The sequence below is a fragment of the Marinobacter sp. LV10R520-4 genome (genome assembly GCF_002563815.1).
In the GTDB taxonomy this organism is placed as follows: domain Bacteria; phylum Pseudomonadota; class Gammaproteobacteria; order Pseudomonadales; family Oleiphilaceae; genus Marinobacter.
This window is the reverse complement of the sequence record NZ_PDJM01000001.1, coordinates 93,714-111,456: the sequence shown is the minus strand read 5'-3', so window position 1 is coordinate 111,456 and position 17,743 is coordinate 93,714. Positions and strand designations below refer to the sequence as shown.

Annotated in this window: 20 protein-coding genes and 2 pseudogenes; 20 read left to right on the top strand and 2 right to left on the bottom strand. The window is 52.7% G+C overall.

Features of this window, described 5'->3' with window-relative positions:
- Window positions 1-117: 117 nt before the first annotated feature.
- From ATG98_RS00540 to tviB, 14 genes and pseudogenes are all read left to right on the top strand, one after another.
- Window positions 118-579, top strand: coding sequence for a hypothetical protein (locus ATG98_RS00540; protein ID WP_098421888.1), 462 nt, complete (start codon window positions 118-120; stop codon window positions 577-579).
- Window positions 580-696: 117 nt separating this feature from the next.
- Window positions 697-843: a hypothetical protein gene (locus tag ATG98_RS21765; protein WP_007351617.1), complete on the top strand. Its 147-nt coding sequence runs from the start codon at window positions 697-699 to the stop codon at window positions 841-843.
- Window positions 822-2,366: pseudogene (locus ATG98_RS00535) on the top strand (polysaccharide biosynthesis protein); the annotation flags it as partial. The gene ATG98_RS21765 and the pseudogene ATG98_RS00535, both read left to right, overlap by 22 nt.
- 232 nt (window positions 2,367-2,598) lie before the next feature.
- Window positions 2,599-3,552, top strand: coding sequence for a hypothetical protein (locus ATG98_RS00525; RefSeq protein ID WP_098421887.1), 954 nt, complete (start codon window positions 2,599-2,601; stop codon window positions 3,550-3,552).
- Between the two features lie 44 nt (window positions 3,553-3,596).
- Window positions 3,597-3,752 carry a hypothetical protein gene (locus ATG98_RS21760; RefSeq protein WP_179887979.1) on the top strand — a complete coding sequence of 52 codons (156 nt, stop codon included), beginning with the start codon at window positions 3,597-3,599 and terminating at the stop codon, window positions 3,750-3,752.
- Between the two features lie 225 nt (window positions 3,753-3,977).
- Complete coding sequence (locus tag ATG98_RS00520) at window positions 3,978-4,943, top strand: Rpn family recombination-promoting nuclease/putative transposase (RefSeq protein WP_098421886.1); 966 nt, start codon at window positions 3,978-3,980, stop codon at window positions 4,941-4,943.
- Between the two features lie 117 nt (window positions 4,944-5,060).
- Window positions 5,061-5,207, top strand: a complete 147-nt coding sequence (locus ATG98_RS21755; RefSeq protein WP_007351617.1) for a hypothetical protein — start codon at window positions 5,061-5,063, stop codon at window positions 5,205-5,207.
- A pseudogene (locus ATG98_RS00515) lies at window positions 5,186-6,730 on the top strand (polysaccharide biosynthesis protein); the annotation flags it as partial. The gene ATG98_RS21755 and the pseudogene ATG98_RS00515, both read left to right, overlap by 22 nt.
- Before the next feature lie 232 nt (window positions 6,731-6,962).
- Window positions 6,963-7,904 carry a hypothetical protein gene (locus tag ATG98_RS00505; RefSeq protein ID WP_098421881.1) on the top strand — a complete coding sequence of 314 codons (942 nt, stop codon included), beginning with the start codon at window positions 6,963-6,965 and terminating at the stop codon, window positions 7,902-7,904.
- A gap of 44 nt (window positions 7,905-7,948) precedes the next feature.
- The gene (locus ATG98_RS21750; RefSeq protein WP_179887979.1) at window positions 7,949-8,104 is read left to right on the top strand and encodes a hypothetical protein; all 156 of its coding nucleotides are present in this window, start codon (window positions 7,949-7,951) and stop codon (window positions 8,102-8,104) included.
- A 226-nt stretch (window positions 8,105-8,330) separates the two neighbouring features.
- A complete protein-coding gene (locus ATG98_RS00500; protein ID WP_098421885.1) occupies window positions 8,331-9,296 on the top strand; it encodes an Rpn family recombination-promoting nuclease/putative transposase in 966 nt (321 codons plus the stop codon).
- A gap of 170 nt (window positions 9,297-9,466) precedes the next feature.
- Window positions 9,467-9,871, top strand: a complete 405-nt coding sequence (locus ATG98_RS00495; RefSeq protein WP_098419005.1) for a hypothetical protein — start codon at window positions 9,467-9,469, stop codon at window positions 9,869-9,871.
- A gap of 343 nt (window positions 9,872-10,214) precedes the next feature.
- Window positions 10,215-11,237 carry an SDR family oxidoreductase gene (locus ATG98_RS00485; RefSeq protein WP_098421884.1) on the top strand — a complete coding sequence of 341 codons (1,023 nt, stop codon included), beginning with the start codon at window positions 10,215-10,217 and terminating at the stop codon, window positions 11,235-11,237.
- 59 nt (window positions 11,238-11,296) lie between these two features.
- Window positions 11,297-12,559, top strand: a complete 1,263-nt coding sequence (gene tviB, locus ATG98_RS00480) for a Vi polysaccharide biosynthesis UDP-N-acetylglucosamine C-6 dehydrogenase TviB (RefSeq protein ID WP_098421883.1) — start codon at window positions 11,297-11,299, stop codon at window positions 12,557-12,559.
- 118 nt (window positions 12,560-12,677) lie between these two features.
- Here tviB and ATG98_RS00475 read toward each other — a convergent pair whose 3' ends face one another.
- Window positions 12,678-12,992 carry a type II toxin-antitoxin system RelE/ParE family toxin gene (locus tag ATG98_RS00475; RefSeq protein WP_098419002.1) on the bottom strand — a complete coding sequence of 105 codons (315 nt, stop codon included), beginning with the start codon at window positions 12,990-12,992 and terminating at the stop codon, window positions 12,678-12,680.
- The gene (locus ATG98_RS00470) at window positions 12,992-13,270 is read right to left on the bottom strand and encodes a ribbon-helix-helix domain-containing protein (RefSeq protein WP_098419001.1); all 279 of its coding nucleotides are present in this window, start codon (window positions 13,268-13,270) and stop codon (window positions 12,992-12,994) included. Before ATG98_RS00470 ends, ATG98_RS00475 begins: the two co-directional genes overlap by 1 nt.
- Window positions 13,271-13,432: 162 nt before the next feature.
- On the opposite strand from ATG98_RS00470, the gene ATG98_RS00465 reads away from it, so the two are divergent.
- From ATG98_RS00465 to ATG98_RS21745, 6 genes are all read left to right on the top strand, one after another.
- Entirely contained in the window at window positions 13,433-14,431 is a 999-nt protein-coding gene (locus ATG98_RS00465; protein ID WP_098421882.1) for an Rpn family recombination-promoting nuclease/putative transposase, read from the top strand.
- Between the two features lie 248 nt (window positions 14,432-14,679).
- A complete protein-coding gene (locus ATG98_RS00460; protein WP_007351631.1) occupies window positions 14,680-14,886 on the top strand; it encodes a hypothetical protein in 207 nt (68 codons plus the stop codon).
- Complete coding sequence (locus ATG98_RS00455) at window positions 14,877-15,218, top strand: type II toxin-antitoxin system PemK/MazF family toxin (RefSeq protein ID WP_098418999.1); 342 nt, start codon at window positions 14,877-14,879, stop codon at window positions 15,216-15,218. Before ATG98_RS00460 ends, ATG98_RS00455 begins: the two co-directional genes overlap by 10 nt.
- Before the next feature lie 302 nt (window positions 15,219-15,520).
- Window positions 15,521-16,042: a hypothetical protein gene (locus tag ATG98_RS00450; RefSeq protein WP_228705979.1), complete on the top strand. Its 522-nt coding sequence runs from the start codon at window positions 15,521-15,523 to the stop codon at window positions 16,040-16,042.
- 389 nt (window positions 16,043-16,431) lie between these two features.
- Complete coding sequence (locus tag ATG98_RS00440) at window positions 16,432-17,373, top strand: hypothetical protein (RefSeq protein WP_098421881.1); 942 nt, start codon at window positions 16,432-16,434, stop codon at window positions 17,371-17,373.
- Window positions 17,374-17,417: 44 nt separating this feature from the next.
- Complete coding sequence (locus tag ATG98_RS21745; RefSeq protein WP_179887981.1) at window positions 17,418-17,573, top strand: hypothetical protein; 156 nt, start codon at window positions 17,418-17,420, stop codon at window positions 17,571-17,573.
- The last annotated feature ends 170 nt before the right edge of the window (window positions 17,574-17,743 follow it).

The following is a 17,743-nucleotide window of genomic DNA, read 5'->3' as shown; positions in this document are numbered from 1 at the left end:
GTAAAGCGGGGACAGATTTATAAATCTGTCCCCGGCCGGCTCTTGAAACCGGCAACAAGGAATTGTTCAGCCACCCGGAGTTTGTTCAGCAGTTGATCGAAGGGTTTACCCCGTTCGATGCGCCAAACACCGTTGAGTGGGGTTTTTGGTGTCGAGAACGCTGGCCACAGCTGGGAATCTTTGCAGCAGGCAGTGGATCGGGTTGTGGCGATCATACAGTCGGACCCAAACAAGGATCGTACCGACAGAATCATTACCCGCTGGCTCAAACGCCATTTGCAGCGACTTGGAGCTGAAGTACACCTGGATCAGCTCAACAGTTTGGTGGAGGACAGAGATATGTTGGCAGACAATTTAGAGAATTTAGTGAAGAAAGAACGGCTTGAAGGACGTCAGGAAGGGCGTCAGGAGGGGCATCAGAAGGGTCGTCAGGAGGGCGATTGGCGCGCATTAGAAGAAAAACGTAAAACCGTTCGTCATCTTCTTTCATTTGGCGTGCTCAGTAACGATCAGATTGCGGCAGCGACGGGGTTATCGGTTGACGAGATCGTCAAGCTGCGCATTGAAGACAAGCATTAACAGAAGAAAAGCGGGGACAGATTTAAAATCTGTCCTCAGGGAATAAAGCGGACAGCCAGGGACAGACTTGAAGTCTGTCCCTGGCCGGCTTCTGAAACCGGCAACAAGGAGGTTGTTATGATCAATATTTCCCACCACGGCGCCGTTTCTGGCTCCTGCCACGAGCTGAGCATTATCCCTTCTAACCGATCGTATCCCTCCTCCGGTATTCTGATTGACTGCGGCTTGTTTCAGGGCGCAGACCCACTAACCACAAAACCTTGATTGTGGGTTTGCCGGCGTTTGCGTTGAGCCACTTGGAAGAGGCGGTGAGCAGTCTGCGTGTTGAGCGCTTGCTGTTGGCGGTGGACGCGGATATGGACGTGAACCGTCGCGAGTTGCTGACGCAGCTGGAAAAGCTGGAGTTGCCGGTACAAACCGTTCCGTCGTTCAGTGAAGTAATCGCTGGCCAGGCGCGCATTAACGACATTCGCGATTTGGAAATTGAAGACCTTCTGGGGCGCGATCCGGTGCGGCCAGACAACGCTCAGGTGGCATCGTCGCTGTTCGATCGTTCGGTAATGGTCACCGGCGCCGGTGGTTCAATTGGTTCTGAGTTGTGCCGGCAGATTATCCGCCATCAGCCCAAATGTCTGGTGCTGTTCGAGCAATCAGAATTTGCCCTGTACGCCATTGAGCGCGAGCTTCAGCAGATTAATCTCGCGGAAGGTCTGAATGTGTGTGTTCACCCATTGTTGGGCAGTGTGGTGCACCGTCGGCGCTGCGAAGCGGTAATGCGCTCGTTTGGGGTGCAAACGGTATATCACGCGGCGGCGTACAAGCATGTGCCGCTGGTAGAGCACAACGTGATTGAAGGCGTGCAGAATAACGTATTTGGAACATTGCACACGGCCGAGGCGGCTGTTGCGGCCGGCGTTGAGTTGTTTGTGCTGATTTCTACCGATAAGGCGGTAAGGCCCACCAACGTGATGGGTGCCAGTAAGCGCATGGCGGAGTTGGTGTTGCAGGGGCTGGCCCAGCGCCAGAGCGACACGGTTTTCTCTATGGTGCGTTTTGGTAATGTGCTGGGCTCATCGGGCTCTGTGGTGCCTTTGTTTCGGGATCAGATTAGCAGCGGGGGCCCGGTGACGGTTACCCACCCGGACATTATTCGCTATTTCATGACCATCCCCGAAGCCAGCCAACTGGTGCTGCAGGCCGGCAGTATGGGCCAGGGTGGCGAGGTGTTTGTGCTGGATATGGGCGAGCCGGTGAAAATTGCCGATTTGGCTCGCAAGATGATGCACTTGATGGGCCGCCGTGAAAGAACCGCTGAGCAGCCGGATGGCGAGATAGAGTTAGTGTTCAGCGGCCTGCGCCCCGGTGAAAAATTATTTGAAGAGCTGTTGATTGGTGACGACCCACAGGGCACTGCGCACCCGCGCATTATGATGGCCCGTGAAGTGTGTATGACCTGGCCCGAGGTAGCCGACACCATCAAGCAACTGCAACGCGCCAGCCATACGTTTGATTGTGAGGGTGCGCTGTCTGTTCTTAAAACGGCACCGACGGGTTTTGCGCCTAATGGGGGTGTTGGGGATTTGGTGTGGAATTTGAATCCGCGGCCGTTGGTGGCCGATAAAGCCGGTACAGCCGGTAAAGCCGGGACAGATTTGAAATCTGTCCCGAAGGCGAAAGCTGAAGTAAAGCGGGGACAGACTTTAAGTCTGTCCCCAGGGAATAAGGTCCTGAACGGCTGGTCGTCCAGTTCAAACTGCAAAGCAACCTCGAAGTCTTGTCCGCCGTAAAAAACGCCCAAGATGGAAACATGCATGGCAGTAACCGTTCATTCCAAGACGTCCTGCCACCCCGGTGAATTTCTTTCTACAGTAACCTTACATTTCCCAGCACGAGGTTATCCCAATGAGAAAATACCGTCCCCAGGAGCAATGGCAGGGACTAAGCGCTCTCTCTTTCGGCTTGACCCCGCTCAGTTGGTTCACTAAATTACTGTTTAAATACAATAAATGGACGAAAGGTATGGATGGACCCAAGCGAGTGAGCCACGACCAGAATTTCAAGAACCTTATCATCGATTATCCACGGCAAGCCATTGAGCTTTTCAGCCCGGAAGAAGCCAGGCACATTGGCCCGAAAGCACGGGTTGTTCCCTTGCGCCAAGAGCAGTTAAAAGAGCGGCTTGGTGAGCGTTTTCGCGAGCTGGATGTCCCGTTGATGGTGGAATGGCCGGGCGGTGAGCGTGAAGCGCTATTGTTCGTGCTTGAGGAGGAAACCGACCCCGACCGCTTTTCGATACACCGCCTGGCCCATTATTGCCTGGATTTGTCGGAACTCTGTAAGACCAGTCGGGTGGTGCCAGTGGTGATTTTCCTGAACACTCGCGGCAGCGAACCTGTTCAACTGAATTTGGGTGGTGACTGCCATGAGTACCTGAGATTCCACTACATTCGCTGTGCCCTGCAGGAATTGAATGCCGAGGACTACTGGGAAAGCAGCAATTTGATCGCCCGGCTGTGTCTGAACCTGATGAAATGGGAAGAGGAGCAGAAGCTGGAAGTCTACGCCCGCGCCGTACGGGGTCTGAGCACGCTGGAGCCAGACCCCGAGAAGCAATTGAAGTATATTGACTTCATCGACATCTACTCAGCCTTGGATGATAATGAAATGGAACAATATAAAGCGCAATACCCGCAGGAGAGCAACACCATGGCCACCTTGAGTGAGCGGTTACGAGCGGAAGGCATGCAACAAGGCATGCAACAAGGCATGCAGCAAGGCATGCAGCAAGGCATGCAGCAAGGCATGCAGCAAGGTGAGGCCGCCGCTTTGAAAAAGCTGATCAGCCTGAAATTCGGTGAGCTTCCCCGCTGGGCCGAAGCGCAAATTCAATCTGCCGGTGTTCCAGAACTGGAGGTCTGGCTGGAAGCTATATTGACCTCGGATACGTTGGAGTCATTACTGAATCGGCATTAACGAAAGAGCTTAGCCCCTCTTTTGCGTTGCGCCTCGACGTGGCCTTGTGGGAGCCAAACAAGGCTCAGCTGCTGATTTCTCTGCTTACTGTGGTGTTTACGCTGGGCGTGTTTGTCCGCCTTGGGTTGTATCGCGCCGTTATTCGCTACATGAGCGACCGGGCTTTCATAACCATCATCACCGACGGGTTTTTCGCCTAATGGGGGTGTTGAGGATTTGGTGTGGAATTTGAATCCGCGGCCTGTGGTAGCTGGGGCCGGGACAGCCGATAAAGCCGGGACAGATTTGAAATCTGTCCCGAGGGCGGGAAAAGAGAAGCTGGGACAGATTTGAAATCTGTCCCAGAGATACCAAAGCAGGGACGGACTTTAACCTGCTGAAAACCTGAGCGTGGTATAATAAGATTTGCTGAGTCAGGAGGACGCATGGCAACGAATCACCACGACACCGGTTACAAGGAATTGTTCAGTCATCCGGAATTTGTTCAGCAATTGATGGAAGGCTTTGCGCCGATCGAGATTGCGGATCTGATGGACTTCAGTACACTCAAGAATCACAGCGGCAATTACATCACCCCGCTGTTCGAGGAAAAATTTGAAGACGTGGTGTGGTCGGTAGAGGTGACATGGGAGGGCATCACTCAACGGGTGTTTCTTTACATCTTGCTTGAGTTTCAATCCAAAATAGACAGCACCATGCCGCTGCGACTGATGCACTACGTGGCCTGCTTTTACGATCACTTACTGAAAACCCGTGAAACAACGCCGCGACAGGGTTTGCCACCTATCTTTCCAATGGTTCTGTACAACGGCTCAAAACGCTGGTCAGCCCGTCAGGACATTTACGAGATGGTGCAGCCGGAGCCACCGGAGTTTTTGCGAGCGTACCAGCCACACCTTCGTTATTACCTGATTGACGAAGGGCGCTACACTGATGAAGAATTGATCAGCAAGCAAACGCCGTTAAGTGGCATATTTGGGGTTGAGAACGCCGGCCATAGCTGGGAAGCCCTGCAGCAGGCGGTGGATCGGATTGTAGAAATTGTCAAAGCTGACCCGAACAAAGATCGTGTAGACAAGATCATTACTCGTTGGATTAAGCGCCATTTACAGAGGGTGGCTCCCAAGGCCAGGCTTAATTTGGATCGGATGAGCAGTTTGGTGGAGGATAGAAATATGTTGGCAGAAAATCTGGAGAATCTGGTCAAGAAAGAGCGGCTTGAGGGCCGCCAAGAGGGTCGTCAGGAGGGCGATAGGCGCGCGTTAGAAGAAAAACGTAAAACCGTTCGTCATCTTCTTTCATTTGGCGTGCTCAGTAACGATCAGATTGCGGCAGCGACGGGGTTATCGGTTGACGAGATCGTCAAGCTGCGCATTGAAGACAAGCATTAACAGAAGAAAAGCGGGGACAGATTTAAAATCTGTCCTCAGGGAATAAAGCGGACAGCCAGGGACAGACTTGAAGTCTGTCCCTGGCCGGCTTCTGAAACCGGCAACAAGGAGGTTGTTATGATCAATATTTCCCACCACGGCGCCGTTTCTGGCTCCTGCCACGAGCTGAGCATTATCCCTTCTAACCGATCGTATCCCTCCTCCGGTATTCTGATTGACTGCGGCTTGTTTCAGGGCGCAGACCCACTAACCACAAAACCTTGATTGTGGGTTTGCCGGCGTTTGCGTTGAGCCACTTGGAAGAGGCGGTGAGCAGTCTGCGTGTTGAGCGCTTGCTGTTGGCGGTGGACGCGGATATGGACGTGAACCGTCGCGAGTTGCTGACGCAGCTGGAAAAGCTGGAGTTGCCGGTACAAACCGTTCCGTCGTTCAGTGAAGTAATCGCTGGCCAGGCGCGCATTAACGACATTCGCGATTTGGAAATTGAAGACCTTCTGGGGCGCGATCCGGTGCGGCCAGACAACGCTCAGGTGGCATCGTCGCTGTTCGATCGTTCGGTAATGGTCACCGGCGCCGGTGGTTCAATTGGTTCTGAGTTGTGCCGGCAGATTATCCGCCATCAGCCCAAATGTCTGGTGCTGTTCGAGCAATCAGAATTTGCCCTGTACGCCATTGAGCGCGAGCTTCAGCAGATTAATCTCGCGGAAGGTCTGAATGTGTGTGTTCACCCATTGTTGGGCAGTGTGGTGCACCGTCGGCGCTGCGAAGCGGTAATGCGCTCGTTTGGGGTGCAAACGGTATATCACGCGGCGGCGTACAAGCATGTGCCGCTGGTAGAGCACAACGTGATTGAAGGCGTGCAGAATAACGTATTTGGAACATTGCACACGGCCGAGGCGGCTGTTGCGGCCGGCGTTGAGTTGTTTGTGCTGATTTCTACCGATAAGGCGGTAAGGCCCACCAACGTGATGGGTGCCAGTAAGCGCATGGCGGAGTTGGTGTTGCAGGGGCTGGCCCAGCGCCAGAGCGACACGGTTTTCTCTATGGTGCGTTTTGGTAATGTGCTGGGCTCATCGGGCTCTGTGGTGCCTTTGTTTCGGGATCAGATTAGCAGCGGGGGCCCGGTGACGGTTACCCACCCGGACATTATTCGCTATTTCATGACCATCCCCGAAGCCAGCCAACTGGTGCTGCAGGCCGGCAGTATGGGCCAGGGTGGCGAGGTGTTTGTGCTGGATATGGGCGAGCCGGTGAAAATTGCCGATTTGGCTCGCAAGATGATGCACTTGATGGGCCGCCGTGAAAGAACCGCTGAGCAGCCGGATGGCGAGATAGAGTTAGTGTTCAGCGGCCTGCGCCCCGGTGAAAAGTTGTTTGAAGAGCTGTTGATTGGTGACGATCCCCAAGGTACTGCACACCCGCGCATTATGATGGCTCGGGAAGCGTGTATGACATGGCCTGAGGTGGAAGACACCTTGAAACAGCTTCAACACGCCAGTCAGGCGTTTGATTGCGAGGGCGTGCTGTCGATTCTTAAAACGGCGCCTACGGGTTTTTCGCCTAATGGGGGTGTTGGGGATTTGGTGTGGAATTTGAATCCGCGGCCGTTGGTGGCCGATAAAGCCGGTACAGCCGGTAAAGCAGGGACAGATTTAAAATCTGTCCCGAAGGCGGAAGCTGAAGTAAAGCGGGGACAGACTTTAAGTCTGTCCCCAGGGAATAAGGTCCTGAACGGCTGGTCGTCCAGTTCAAACTGCAAAGCAACCTCGAAGTCTTGTCCGCCGTAAAAAACGCCCAAGATGGAAACATGCATGGCAGTAACCGTTCATTCCAAGACGTCCTGCCACCCCGGTGAATTTCTTTCTACAGTAACCTTACATTTCCCAGCACGAGGTTATCCCAATGAGAAAATACCGTCCCCAGGAGCAATGGCAGGGACTAAGCGCTCTCTCTTTCGGCTTGACCCCGCTCAGTTGGTTCACTAAATTACTGTTTAAATACAATAAATGGACGAAAGGTATGGATGGACCCAAGCGAGTGAGCCACGACCAGAATTTCAAGAACCTTATCATCGATTATCCACGGCAAGCCATTGAGCTTTTCAGCCCGGAAGAAGCCAGGCACATTGGCCCGAAAGCACGGGTTGTTCCCTTGCGCCAAGAGCAGTTAAAAGAGCGGCTTGGTGAGCGTTTTCGCGAGCTGGATGTCCCGTTGATGGTGGAATGGCCGGGCGGTGAGCGTGAAGCGCTATTGTTCGTGCTTGAGGAGGAAACCGACCCCGACCGCTTTTCGATACACCGCCTGGCCCATTATTGCCTGGATTTGTCGGAACTCTGTAAGACCAGTCGGGTGGTGCCAGTGGTGATTTTCCTGAACACTCGCGGCAGCGAACCTGTTCAACTGAATTTGGGTGGTGACTGCCATGAGTACCTGAGATTCCACTACATTCGCTGTGCCCTGCAGGAATTGAATGCCGAGGACTACTGGGAAAGCAGCAATTTGATCGCCCGGCTGTGTCTGAACCTGATGAAATGGGAAGAGGAGCAGAAGCTGGAAGTCTACGCCCGCGCCGTACGGGGTCTGAGCACGCTGGAGCCAGACCCCGAGAAGCAATTGAAGTATATTGACTTCATCGACATCTACTCAGCCTTGGATGATAATGAAATGGAACAATATAAAGCGCAATACCCGCAGGAGAGCAACACCATGGCCACCTTGAGTGAGCGGTTACGAGCGGAAGGCATGCAACAAGGCATGCAACAAGGCATGCAGCAAGGCATGCAGCAAGGCATGCAGCAAGGTGAGGCCGCCGCTTTGAAAAAGCTGATCAGCCTGAAATTCGGTGAGCTTCCCCGCTGGGCCGAAGCGCAAATTCAATCTGCCGGTGTTCCAGAACTGGAGGTCTGGCTGGAAGCTATATTGACCTCGGATACGTTGGAGTCATTACTGAATCGGCATTAACGAAAGAGCTTAGCCCCTCTTTTGCGTTGCGCCTCGACGTGGCCTTGTGGGAGCCAAACAAGGCTCAGCTGCTGATTTCTCTGCTTACTGTGGTGTTTACGCTGGGCGTGTTTGTCCGCCTTGGGTTGTATCGCGCCGTTATTCGCTACATGAGCGACCGGGCTTTCATAACCATCATCACCGACGGGTTTTTCGCCTAATGGGGGTGTTGAGGATTTGGTGTGGAATTTGAATCCGCAGCCTGTGGTAGGCGGGGCCGGGACAGCCGATAAAGCCGGGACAGATTTGAAATCTGTCCCGAGGGCGGGAAAAGAGAAGCTGGGACAGATTTGAAATCTGTCCCAGAGATACCAAAGCAGGGACAGACTTTAACCTGCTGAAAAACCTGAGCGTGGTATAATAAGATTTGCTGAGTCAGGAGGACGCATGGCAACGAATCACCACGACACCGGTTACAAGGAATTGTTCAGTCATCCGGAATTTGTTCAGCAATTGATGGAAGGCTTTGCGCCGATCGAGATTGCGGATCTGATGGACTTCAGTACACTCAAGAATCACAGCGGCAATTACATCACCCCGCTGTTCGAGGAAAAATTTGAAGACGTGGTGTGGTCGGTAGAGGTGACATGGGAGGGCATCACTCAACGGGTGTTTCTTTACATCTTGCTTGAGTTTCAATCCAAAATAGACAGCACCATGCCGCTGCGACTGATGCACTACGTGGCCTGCTTTTACGATCACTTACTGAAAACCCGTGAAACAACGCCGCGACAGGGTTTGCCACCTATCTTTCCAATGGTTCTGTACAACGGCTCAAAACGCTGGTCAGCCCGTCAGGACATTTACGAGATGGTGCAGCCGGAGCCACCGGAGTTTTTGCGAGCGTACCAGCCACACCTTCGTTATTACCTGATTGACGAAGGGCGCTACACTGATGAAGAATTGATCAGCAAGCAAACGCCGTTAAGTGGCATATTTGGGGTTGAGAACGCCGGCCATAGCTGGGAAGCCCTGCAGCAGGCGGTGGATCGGATTGTAGAAATTGTCAAAGCTGACCCGAACAAAGATCGTGTAGACAAGATCATTACTCGTTGGATTAAGCGCCATTTACAGAGGGTGGCTCCCAAGGCCAGGCTTAATTTGGATCGGATGAGCAGTTTGGTGGAGGATAGAAATATGTTGGCAGAAAATCTGGAGAATCTGGTCAAGAAAGAGCGGCTTGAGGGCCGCCAAGAGGGTCGTCAGGAGGGCGATAGGCGCGCGTTAGAAGAAAAACGTAAAACCGTTCGTCATCTTCTGTTATTTGGCGTGCTGAGTAACGATCAGATTGCGGTAGCGACGGGGTTGTCGGTCGACGAGATCGACAAGCTGCGAATTGAAGACAAGCATTAATAGAAGAAAAGCAGGGACAGATTTGAAATCTGTCCCCAGGGAGTAAAGCCAGCACCAAAGTGGGGACAGACTTTAAGTCTGTCCCCGGCCGGCTCTTGAAACCGGCAACAAGGAATTGTTCAGCCACCCGGAGTTTGTTCAGCAGTTGATCGAAGGGTTTGCCCCGTTCGATGCGCCAGACACCGTTAAGTGGCATATTTGGCGTCGAGAATGCCGGCCACAGCTGGGAGGCTTTGCAGCAGGCGGTGGATCGGGTTGTGGCGATCATACAGTCGGACCCAAATAAGGATCGTACCGACAGAATCATTACCCGCTGGCTCAAGCGCCATTTGCAGCGATTCGGGGCTGAAGTACACCTGGATCAGCTCAACAGTTTGGTGGAGGACAGAGATATGTTGGCAGACAATTTAGAGAATTTAGTGAAGAAAGAACGGCTTGAAGGACGTCAGGAAGGGCGTCAGGAAACCGCACGTAACCTGATCAACCGTACTGAAATGAATGACCAGATGATCGCAGAGATTGCTGGTTTAACGATTGATGAGGTCAGCCAGTTGCGTTCAGCGATCAAGCACTGACCGAAACTCAATGTGAGTTACGAACATGACAAGGGCAGTCAACGGGTTGCCCTTGCTGCATTTATAATCCAATGGCACGACAGAGCTTGCTTAAGTCATGGACAGGCACTAGCCCTGGCATATATGGCCATACTGGCGAGAATTTTTATCCTCCCAATGTGAGCGCATGCGCCTGCCGCGCGTCGTTCTTCGTGCTTGGCAACTACCTCATCACCGCCGTGGAGACAGTCCCGAAGATTAAACTCTCATCCTTCTATTGAGCTACTATACTAAACGGGCCCTTTCCCCAATGGCCGTCCTTCACCGAGGATGAGGCCAACACGACATTTAATAGGGTAGATCTATGATTCGATATCAAAAAATTTGCGAACAACTCGCGTCTACTCCATCAACGTGGCTGGTAACGGGAGTTGCGGGGTTTATAGGCTCTAATCTTTTAGAGCATCTGTTAAAGCTTAATCAAAAGGTGATAGGTCTCGATAATTTCGCAACGGGTCACCAGCGCAATCTGGATGAAGTAAAGTCGTTGGTCGGCGCCGAGCAATGGTCGCAATTCACCTTCATTGAAGGTGATATTTGTAACTCGCAAGATTGCCAGAAAGCTTGCGAGGGCGTCGATTATGTCCTGCACCAGGCGGCTCTTGGTTCGGTGCCGCGCTCGATTAATGATCCTGTTGCTACGAACGCGACCAATATCTCAGGTTTCCTGAATATGTTGGTTGCTGCGCGTGATGCAGAGGTGAAGAGCTTCACTTATGCTGCCAGCAGTTCAACCTACGGCGACCATCCGGCGCTGCCAAAGGTTGAAGAGAATATTGGCAAACCGCTGTCGCCTTATGCGGTGACCAAGTACGTGAACGAGCTGTATGCGGATGTTTTCGCCACAACTTACGGCTTTAAAGCGATTGGGCTGCGCTACTTCAATGTGTTCGGTAAGCGCCAGGATCCCAACGGCGCCTATGCGGCGGTTATCCCTAAGTGGACAGCGGCCATGGTGAGTGGAGAGGATGTGTTCATCAATGGCGATGGGGAAACCAGCCGGGATTTCTGTTTCATTGAGAATGCGGTTCAGGCCAACATTCTGGCGGCGACGGCGGATGAGGCTGCGAAGAATGAGGTTTACAACGTGGCGGTTGGGGATCGCACTACGCTTAATATCTTGTTCAATTCGCTGAAAGGTGCTTTGGCTGAGAATGGCGTGGTGTGCGAGAAACCGCCAGTTTACCGTGATTTCCGGCCTGGGGACGTGCGTCACTCTCAGGCAGATATTGGCAAGGCGGCTAACAAGCTCGGGTATGCGCCGGACTACCGAATTAGCGCGGGTATTGCTAAGGCGATGCCGTGGTATCTTGGTGACTTACGCTGATTTCACCGGCTGAATTCACGCTGGTTAGCACTAATCATGTTAATTAATGGACTGACCCCATGAAAAAAATCGCAATCATTGGCCTTGGTTATGTTGGCCTGCCCCTGGCTGTTGCTTTCGGTGAGAAACGCCAGGTTGTTGGTTTCGACATCAATACCAAACGCATTGCCGAGCTTAGAAACGGTAAGGACTTCACGTGCGAAGTTTCTCCGGAGGAGATGGCTGCAGCAGCTCAGTTATCATTCTCCAATTCTTTGGACGATATTTCCGATTGCACGATATTCATTGTAACCGTGCCTACGCCGATAGATGACTTCAAAACGCCGGATCTCACGCCGCTGGTGAAGGCGAGTGAGAGCGTGGGTAAGGTGCTAAAAATTGGCGATATCGTGATTTATGAATCCACGGTTTATCCTGGCGCCACTGAGGAAGTGTGTGTGCCGGTGCTGGAGCGGGTGTCTGGCCTTAAGTTCAATGCGGATTTCTACGCCGGTTACAGCCCGGAGCGAATCAATCCCGGGGATAAGGAACATCGGGTGACCACGATTATGAAGGTCACTTCCGGCTCTACCCCCGCCATTGCCGGGGAAGTGGATGCCCTGTATGCGGGCATCATTACTGCAGGCACCCATAAAGCCAGTTCCATTCGAGTGGCGGAGGCGGCCAAGGTGATCGAGAACACCCAGCGGGATTTGAACATTGCCTTGATGAATGAGCTGGCGATGCTCTTTGCCCGGTTGGGGATTGATACGCATGAGGTGCTGGCAGCAGCTGGTACCAAGTGGAACTTCATGCCCTTCAAGCCGGGCCTGGTGGGTGGCCACTGCATCGGTGTGGATCCTTATTACCTGACTCATAAGGCGCAGGCAGTTGGCTATCACCCAGAGGTTATTCTGGCAGGCCGACGGGTGAACGACGGTATGGGCGCGTACGTGGCTTCTGGGTTGGTGAAATCGATGATCAAGGCGGGCCAAACCGTCGCCAATGCTCGTGTGCTGGTGATGGGCTTCGCGTTCAAGGAGAACTGCCCGGATCTGCGCAACACCCGTGTGATTGACGTGGTGAAAGAACTGAAGGAATTTGGTTGCCAGGTGGATATTACCGATTGTTGGGCCGACAGCGCGCAAGCTGAGCACGAATACGGCGTCAGCCTGACGGCGCAGCCAGAAAAGGGCGGTTATGACGGTGTGGTTCTGGCGGTTCCGCACCGGGAGTATGCGGCGATGAGTGTGGGTGACTTGCGCGGCTACATGAAACAAGGGGGAATTCTGTATGACCTCAAAGGTGTGTTGCCACTGGGTGAGGCGGACTTGCGGCTTTAATGGCAGGTACAGTAAAGCGGACAGCCGGGACAGATTTGAAATCTGTCCCGAAGGCGGAAGCTGAAGTAAAGCGGGGACAGACTTTAAGTCTGTCCCCAGGGAATAAGGTCCTAAACGGCTAGTCGTCCAGTTCAAACTGCAAAGCAACCTCGAAGTCTTGTCCGCCGTAAAAAACGCCCAAGATGAAAACGTGCTTGTCATCCACAGCAAATGCGATTACGGCCCGCTTGCAGTAGTTTGTGATTCGCAGTCCGGGCCGTATGTCGTCACGTTGGTTTCCTCGATGTGGAAACGTCTGTAGATCTTCACAGTGGGTTACGATGGCGTCTGTATAGCGTTTAGCAATTTCCGGTGAAGCCTTCGTGGCAATATAGCGATAGAGCACCGCCAGCTGTTCCATCGCTTCCGGTGTAAACTCAACGGTGTACACCATTACGTTTGTGAAGTGGAGTTCTGGTGTTCTGCTGATAACCGGGCGCGCACTTGGTCGACATTGAGCGCGCGCGTTGGGTCAGCCTTCAATGCATCGTAAGCAGGGGCTACTTGACCGACGAGCCAGTTCTCCAAGGCACTGTCACGGGCCAGGAGCGCCCGCAAGCCATCGCGAATCACTTCGCTTTCAGTGGCGTATTCGCCAGCGGCAACCTTGGCTTTTACTACGTCGGCCATCTGGTTGGGTAGAGTAATGCTGAATTGTTGAGTGGTACGCATGACGGGCCTCCCACATAAGATAGGATTTAATCCTACTCCATCCTGCGGAGATAATCACGGTTGCAAGGGACAGATTTCTAAATCTGTCCCCGAGAACATCCAGTTCCACCTGCTGAAAATCCTGAGCGTGGTATAGTAAAATTTGCTGAGTCAGGAGGACGCATGGCAACGAATCACCACGACACCGGTTACAAGGAATTGTTCAGCCACCCGGAGTTTGTTCAGCAGTTGATCGAAGGGTTTGCCCCGTTCGAGATTGCGGATCTGATGGACTTCAGTACACTCAAGAATCACAGCGGCAATTACATCACCCCGCTGTTCGAGGAGAAGTTCGAAGACGTCGTGTGGTCTGTCGAGATCACTCGGGAGGGCGTGCCTCAGCAGGTGTATTTGTATATTCTGCTGGAGTTTCAATCCCGGGTTGATCGCGCCATGCCAATCCGGTTGATGCACTATGTGGCCTGTTTCTACGACCACCTGCTGAAGAACAAGGTGACAACACCAAAAGGTGGGTTGCCGCCAGTATTCCCTATCGTGCTTTACAATGGTTCGCAGCGCTGGACCGCAGAGCAGGATGTTTACGAGATGGTGCAGCCGGAACCTCCTGCTTTCTTGCGTGTCTATCAACCACACTTGCGGTATTACCTGGTGGATGAAGGACGTTATACTGATGAAGAGTTGGGCTTGCGCCAGACACCGTTGAGTGGGGTCTTTGGCGTCGAGAATGCCGGCCACAGCTGGGAGGCTTTGCAGCAGGCGGTGGATCGGGTTGTGGCGATCATACAGTCGGACCCTAATAAGGATCGTACCGACAGAATCATTACCCGCTGGCTTAAGCGCCATTTGCAGCGACTCGGGGCTGAAGTACACCTGGATCAGCTCAACAGTTTGGTGGAGGACAGAGATATGTTGGCAGAGAATTTGGAGAACTTGGTTAAGAAAGAACGGTTTGAAGGCATGCTGGCAGGGCGTCAAGAAGGGCGTCAAGAAGGTCGCCAAGAAGGTCGCCAAGAAGGTCGCCAAGAAGGTGAGCACATGAAGGCTGAACAAATTGCCCGTAACCTGATTGCGATGGGTCTGCTGACCGATGCTCAAATTGCGACAGCTTCTGGCTTGTCCGATGATGAGGTCAAGGTACTTCGTAAAGAGCAGAAACACTGATAACTCTGCCATAGTCAGACGACGCGCGCATCGCGCCGCGCATGGACAGGCATCCCCTCCTTTCTCGGCGTTCTTTACGTCAAACGCATGGCGGACAGGCACTCATATTGGTCAGAAACCCGTATTTATTTTTGCATCGTGCCCTTGTAGTCGAAGAACTACACTGTGTTTATCCGCACATTCTACGGGGCCATCAGCCTCTACGTGCTATCATATTTTTTTGTTGCTCATGGCAAGAAGAGGTTTGTATGTACGCAATCGAGTTTGAAGCTGACATTCAGAATGGCGTCGTTAAAATTCCCCCGGAGTACGCTCGTCTCAGAAATATCCATGCCCGAGTGGTTGTGATGGTCGGGGAGTCAAAGGCGAATGCCGAGGTAATGGCGTTTTCCCGGCATTCAGCGAACGCTATCGAGGAATGGCAAGACGAGGCCGAGGACGATGTATGGACCTGACCCCAGGGGAGGTGTTGCTGTGTGAGTTCTATTTTTCGGACTTCCAGACTAGCAAACGTCGGCCAGTGATTGTGTTTAAAGATAACCTGCCGTTTGATGACTTTGTTGGCATACCGGTTAGCAGTCAGACTTTGCGGCTGCATGATGATGAATTTATTCTGGAGCCATCCGATATGGCGCTGGGAGCTTTGCCAAAGCGTTCGAAGATCATGGTTCGTAAAACGTTTGTTATTTCGCGGCAGGTCATTGTAAAAAAGTATGGTCAGTTGTCGGATGTGCGGTTTCAGCGGCTGCACGAAGATTTTTGCCATTTTTTCGGGTGCTGCTCATAAACAGGCAGCCCATGACCAATCTCATCTACCAGTGCCCTCCACAGCAACCCGCAAAGCCCTTCTGTGCAATATTCATCATTAGTCGTGGAAATATTGTCGTGGACAGGCACTTACTCTCCGCCGGTCAGCCCATCAGGACATTTACGAGATGGTGCAAAGTAGGGGACGGATTTGAAATCCGTCCCCAGTTTAGATCTGCAGCAGCCAACCACACCTTCGCTATTACCTGATTGACGAGGGGCGTTACACTGATGAGGAATTAGGCTGACATGGTTCAGCCGGCACCACCAGAGTTCTTACGAGTGTACCAACCGCATCTGCGTTATTACCTGATTGACGAAGGGCGCTACACTGATGAAGAATTGATCAGCAAGCAAACGCCGTTAAGTGGCATATTTGGGGTTGAGAACGCCGGCCATAGCTGGGAAGCCCTGCAGCAGGCGGTGGATCGGATTGTAGAAATTGTCAAAGCTGACCCGAACAAAGATCGCGTAGACAAGATCGTTACTCGTTGGATTAAGCGCCATTTACAGAGGGTGGCTCCCAAGGCCAGGCTTAATTTGGATCGGATGAGCAGTTTGGTGGAGGATAGAAATATGTTGGCAGAAAATCTGGAGAATCTGGTCAAGAAAGAGCGGCTTGAGGGTCGCCAAGAGGGTCGCCAAGAGGGTCGTCAGGAGGGTGATAGGCGCGCGTTAGAAGAAAAACGTAAAACCGTTCGTCATCTTCTGTCATTTGGCGTGCTGAGTAACGATCAGATTGCGGTAGCGACGGGGTTGTCGGTCGACGAGATCGTCAAGCTGCGAATTGAAGACAAGCATTAATAGAAGAAAAGCAGGGACAGATTTAAAATCTGTCCCGAAGGCGGAAGCTGAAGTAAAGCGGGGACAGACTTTAAGTCTGTCCCCAGGGAATAAGGTCCTGAACGGCTGGTCGTCCAGTTCAAACTGCAAAGCAACCTCGAAGTCTTGTCCGCCGTAAAAAACGCCCAAGATGGAAACATGCATGGCAGTAACCGTTCATTCCAAGACGTCCTGCCACCCCGGTGAATTTCTTTCTAAAGTAACCTTACATTTCCCGGCACGAGGTTATCCCCATGAGAAAATACCGTCCCCAGGAGCAATGGCAGGGACTAAGCGCTCTCTCTTTCGGCTTGACCCCGCTCAGTTGGTTCACTAAATTACTGTTTAAATACAATAAATGGACGAAAGGTATGGATGGACCCAAGCGAGTGAGCCACGACCAGAATTTCAAGAACCTTATCATCGATTATCCACGGCAAGCCATTGAGCTTTTCAGCCCGGAAGAAGCCAGGCACATTGGCCCGAAAGCACGGGTTGTTCCCTTGCGCCAAGAGCAGTTAAAAGAGCGGCTTGGTGAGCGTTTTCGCGAGCTGGATGTCCCGTTGATGGTGGAATGGCCGGGCGGTGAGCGTGAAGCGCTATTGTTCGTGCTTGAGGAGGAAACCGACCCCGACCGCTTTTCGATACACCGCCTGGCCCATTATTGCCTGGATTTGTCGGAACTCTGTAAGACCAGTCGGGTGGTGCCAGTGGTGATTTTCCTGAACACTCGCGGCAGCGAACCTGTTCAACTGAATTTGGGTGGTGACTGCCATGAGTACCTGAGATTCCACTACATTCGCTGTGCCCTGCAGGAATTGAATGCCGAGGACTACTGGGAAAGCAGCAATTTGATCGCCCGGCTGTGTCTGAACCTGATGAAATGGGAAGAGGAGCAGAAGCTGGAAGTCTACGCCCGCGCCGTACGGGGTCTGAGCACGCTGGAGCCAGACCCCGAGAAGCAATTGAAGTATATTGACTTCATCGACATCTACTCAGCCTTGGATGATAATGAAATGGAACAATATAAAGCGCAATACCCGCAGGAGAGCAACACCATGGCCACCTTGAGTGAGCGGTTACGAGCGGAAGGCATGCAACAAGGCATGCAACAAGGCATGCAACAAGGCATGCAGCAAGGCATGCAGCAAGGTGAGGCCGCCGCTTTGAAAAAGCTGATCAGCCTGAAATTCGGTGAGCTTCCCCGCTGGGCCGAAGCGCAAATTCAATCTGCCGGTGTTCCAGAACTGGAGGTCTGGCTGGAAGCTATATTGACCTCGGATACGTTGGAGTCATTACTGAATCGGCATTAACGAAAGAGCTTAGCCCCTCTTTTGCGTTGCGCCTCGACGTGGCCTTGTGGGAGCCAAACAAGGCTCAGCTGCTGATTTCTCTGCTTACTGTGGTGTTTACGCTGGGCGTGTTTGTCCGCCTTGGGTTGTATCGCGCCGTTATTCGCTACATGAGCGACCGGGCTATCATAACCATCATCACCGACGGGTTTTTCGCCTAATGGGGGTGTTGAGGATTTGGTGTGGAATTTGAATCCGCGGCCGTTGGCTGCCGGTACAGCCGGTAAAGCCGGGACAGATTTGAAATCTGTCCCGAGGGCGGGAAAAGAGAAGCTGGGACAGATTTGAAATCTGTCCCAAGGAGGAAACTAAAGTAAAGCGGGGACAGATT

Coding starts and splice junctions, on each gene's coding strand:
- ATG98_RS00540 (WP_098421888.1), top strand. CDS start 118: ATGCGCCAAACACCGTTGAGTGGGGTTTTTGGTGTCGAGAACGCTGGC.
- ATG98_RS00440 (WP_098421881.1), top strand. CDS start 16,432: ATGGATGGACCCAAGCGAGTGAGCCACGACCAGAATTTCAAGAACCTT.
- ATG98_RS21765 (WP_007351617.1), top strand. CDS start 697: ATGATCAATATTTCCCACCACGGCGCCGTTTCTGGCTCCTGCCACGAG.
- ATG98_RS00470 (WP_098419001.1), bottom strand. CDS start 13,270: ATGCGTACCACTCAACAATTCAGCATTACTCTACCCAACCAGATGGCC.
- ATG98_RS00495 (WP_098419005.1), top strand. CDS start 9,467: ATGCGCCAGACACCGTTAAGTGGCATATTTGGCGTCGAGAATGCCGGC.
- ATG98_RS00475 (WP_098419002.1), bottom strand. CDS start 12,992: ATGGTGTACACCGTTGAGTTTACACCGGAAGCGATGGAACAGCTGGCG.
- ATG98_RS00465 (WP_098421882.1), top strand. CDS start 13,433: ATGGCAACGAATCACCACGACACCGGTTACAAGGAATTGTTCAGCCAC.
- ATG98_RS00505 (WP_098421881.1), top strand. CDS start 6,963: ATGGATGGACCCAAGCGAGTGAGCCACGACCAGAATTTCAAGAACCTT.
- ATG98_RS00520 (WP_098421886.1), top strand. CDS start 3,978: ATGGCAACGAATCACCACGACACCGGTTACAAGGAATTGTTCAGTCAT.
- tviB (WP_098421883.1), top strand. CDS start 11,297: ATGAAAAAAATCGCAATCATTGGCCTTGGTTATGTTGGCCTGCCCCTG.
- ATG98_RS00525 (WP_098421887.1), top strand. CDS start 2,599: ATGGATGGACCCAAGCGAGTGAGCCACGACCAGAATTTCAAGAACCTT.
- ATG98_RS21755 (WP_007351617.1), top strand. CDS start 5,061: ATGATCAATATTTCCCACCACGGCGCCGTTTCTGGCTCCTGCCACGAG.
- ATG98_RS00460 (WP_007351631.1), top strand. CDS start 14,680: ATGTACGCAATCGAGTTTGAAGCTGACATTCAGAATGGCGTCGTTAAA.
- ATG98_RS00485 (WP_098421884.1), top strand. CDS start 10,215: ATGATTCGATATCAAAAAATTTGCGAACAACTCGCGTCTACTCCATCA.
- ATG98_RS00500 (WP_098421885.1), top strand. CDS start 8,331: ATGGCAACGAATCACCACGACACCGGTTACAAGGAATTGTTCAGTCAT.
- ATG98_RS00455 (WP_098418999.1), top strand. CDS start 14,877: ATGGACCTGACCCCAGGGGAGGTGTTGCTGTGTGAGTTCTATTTTTCG.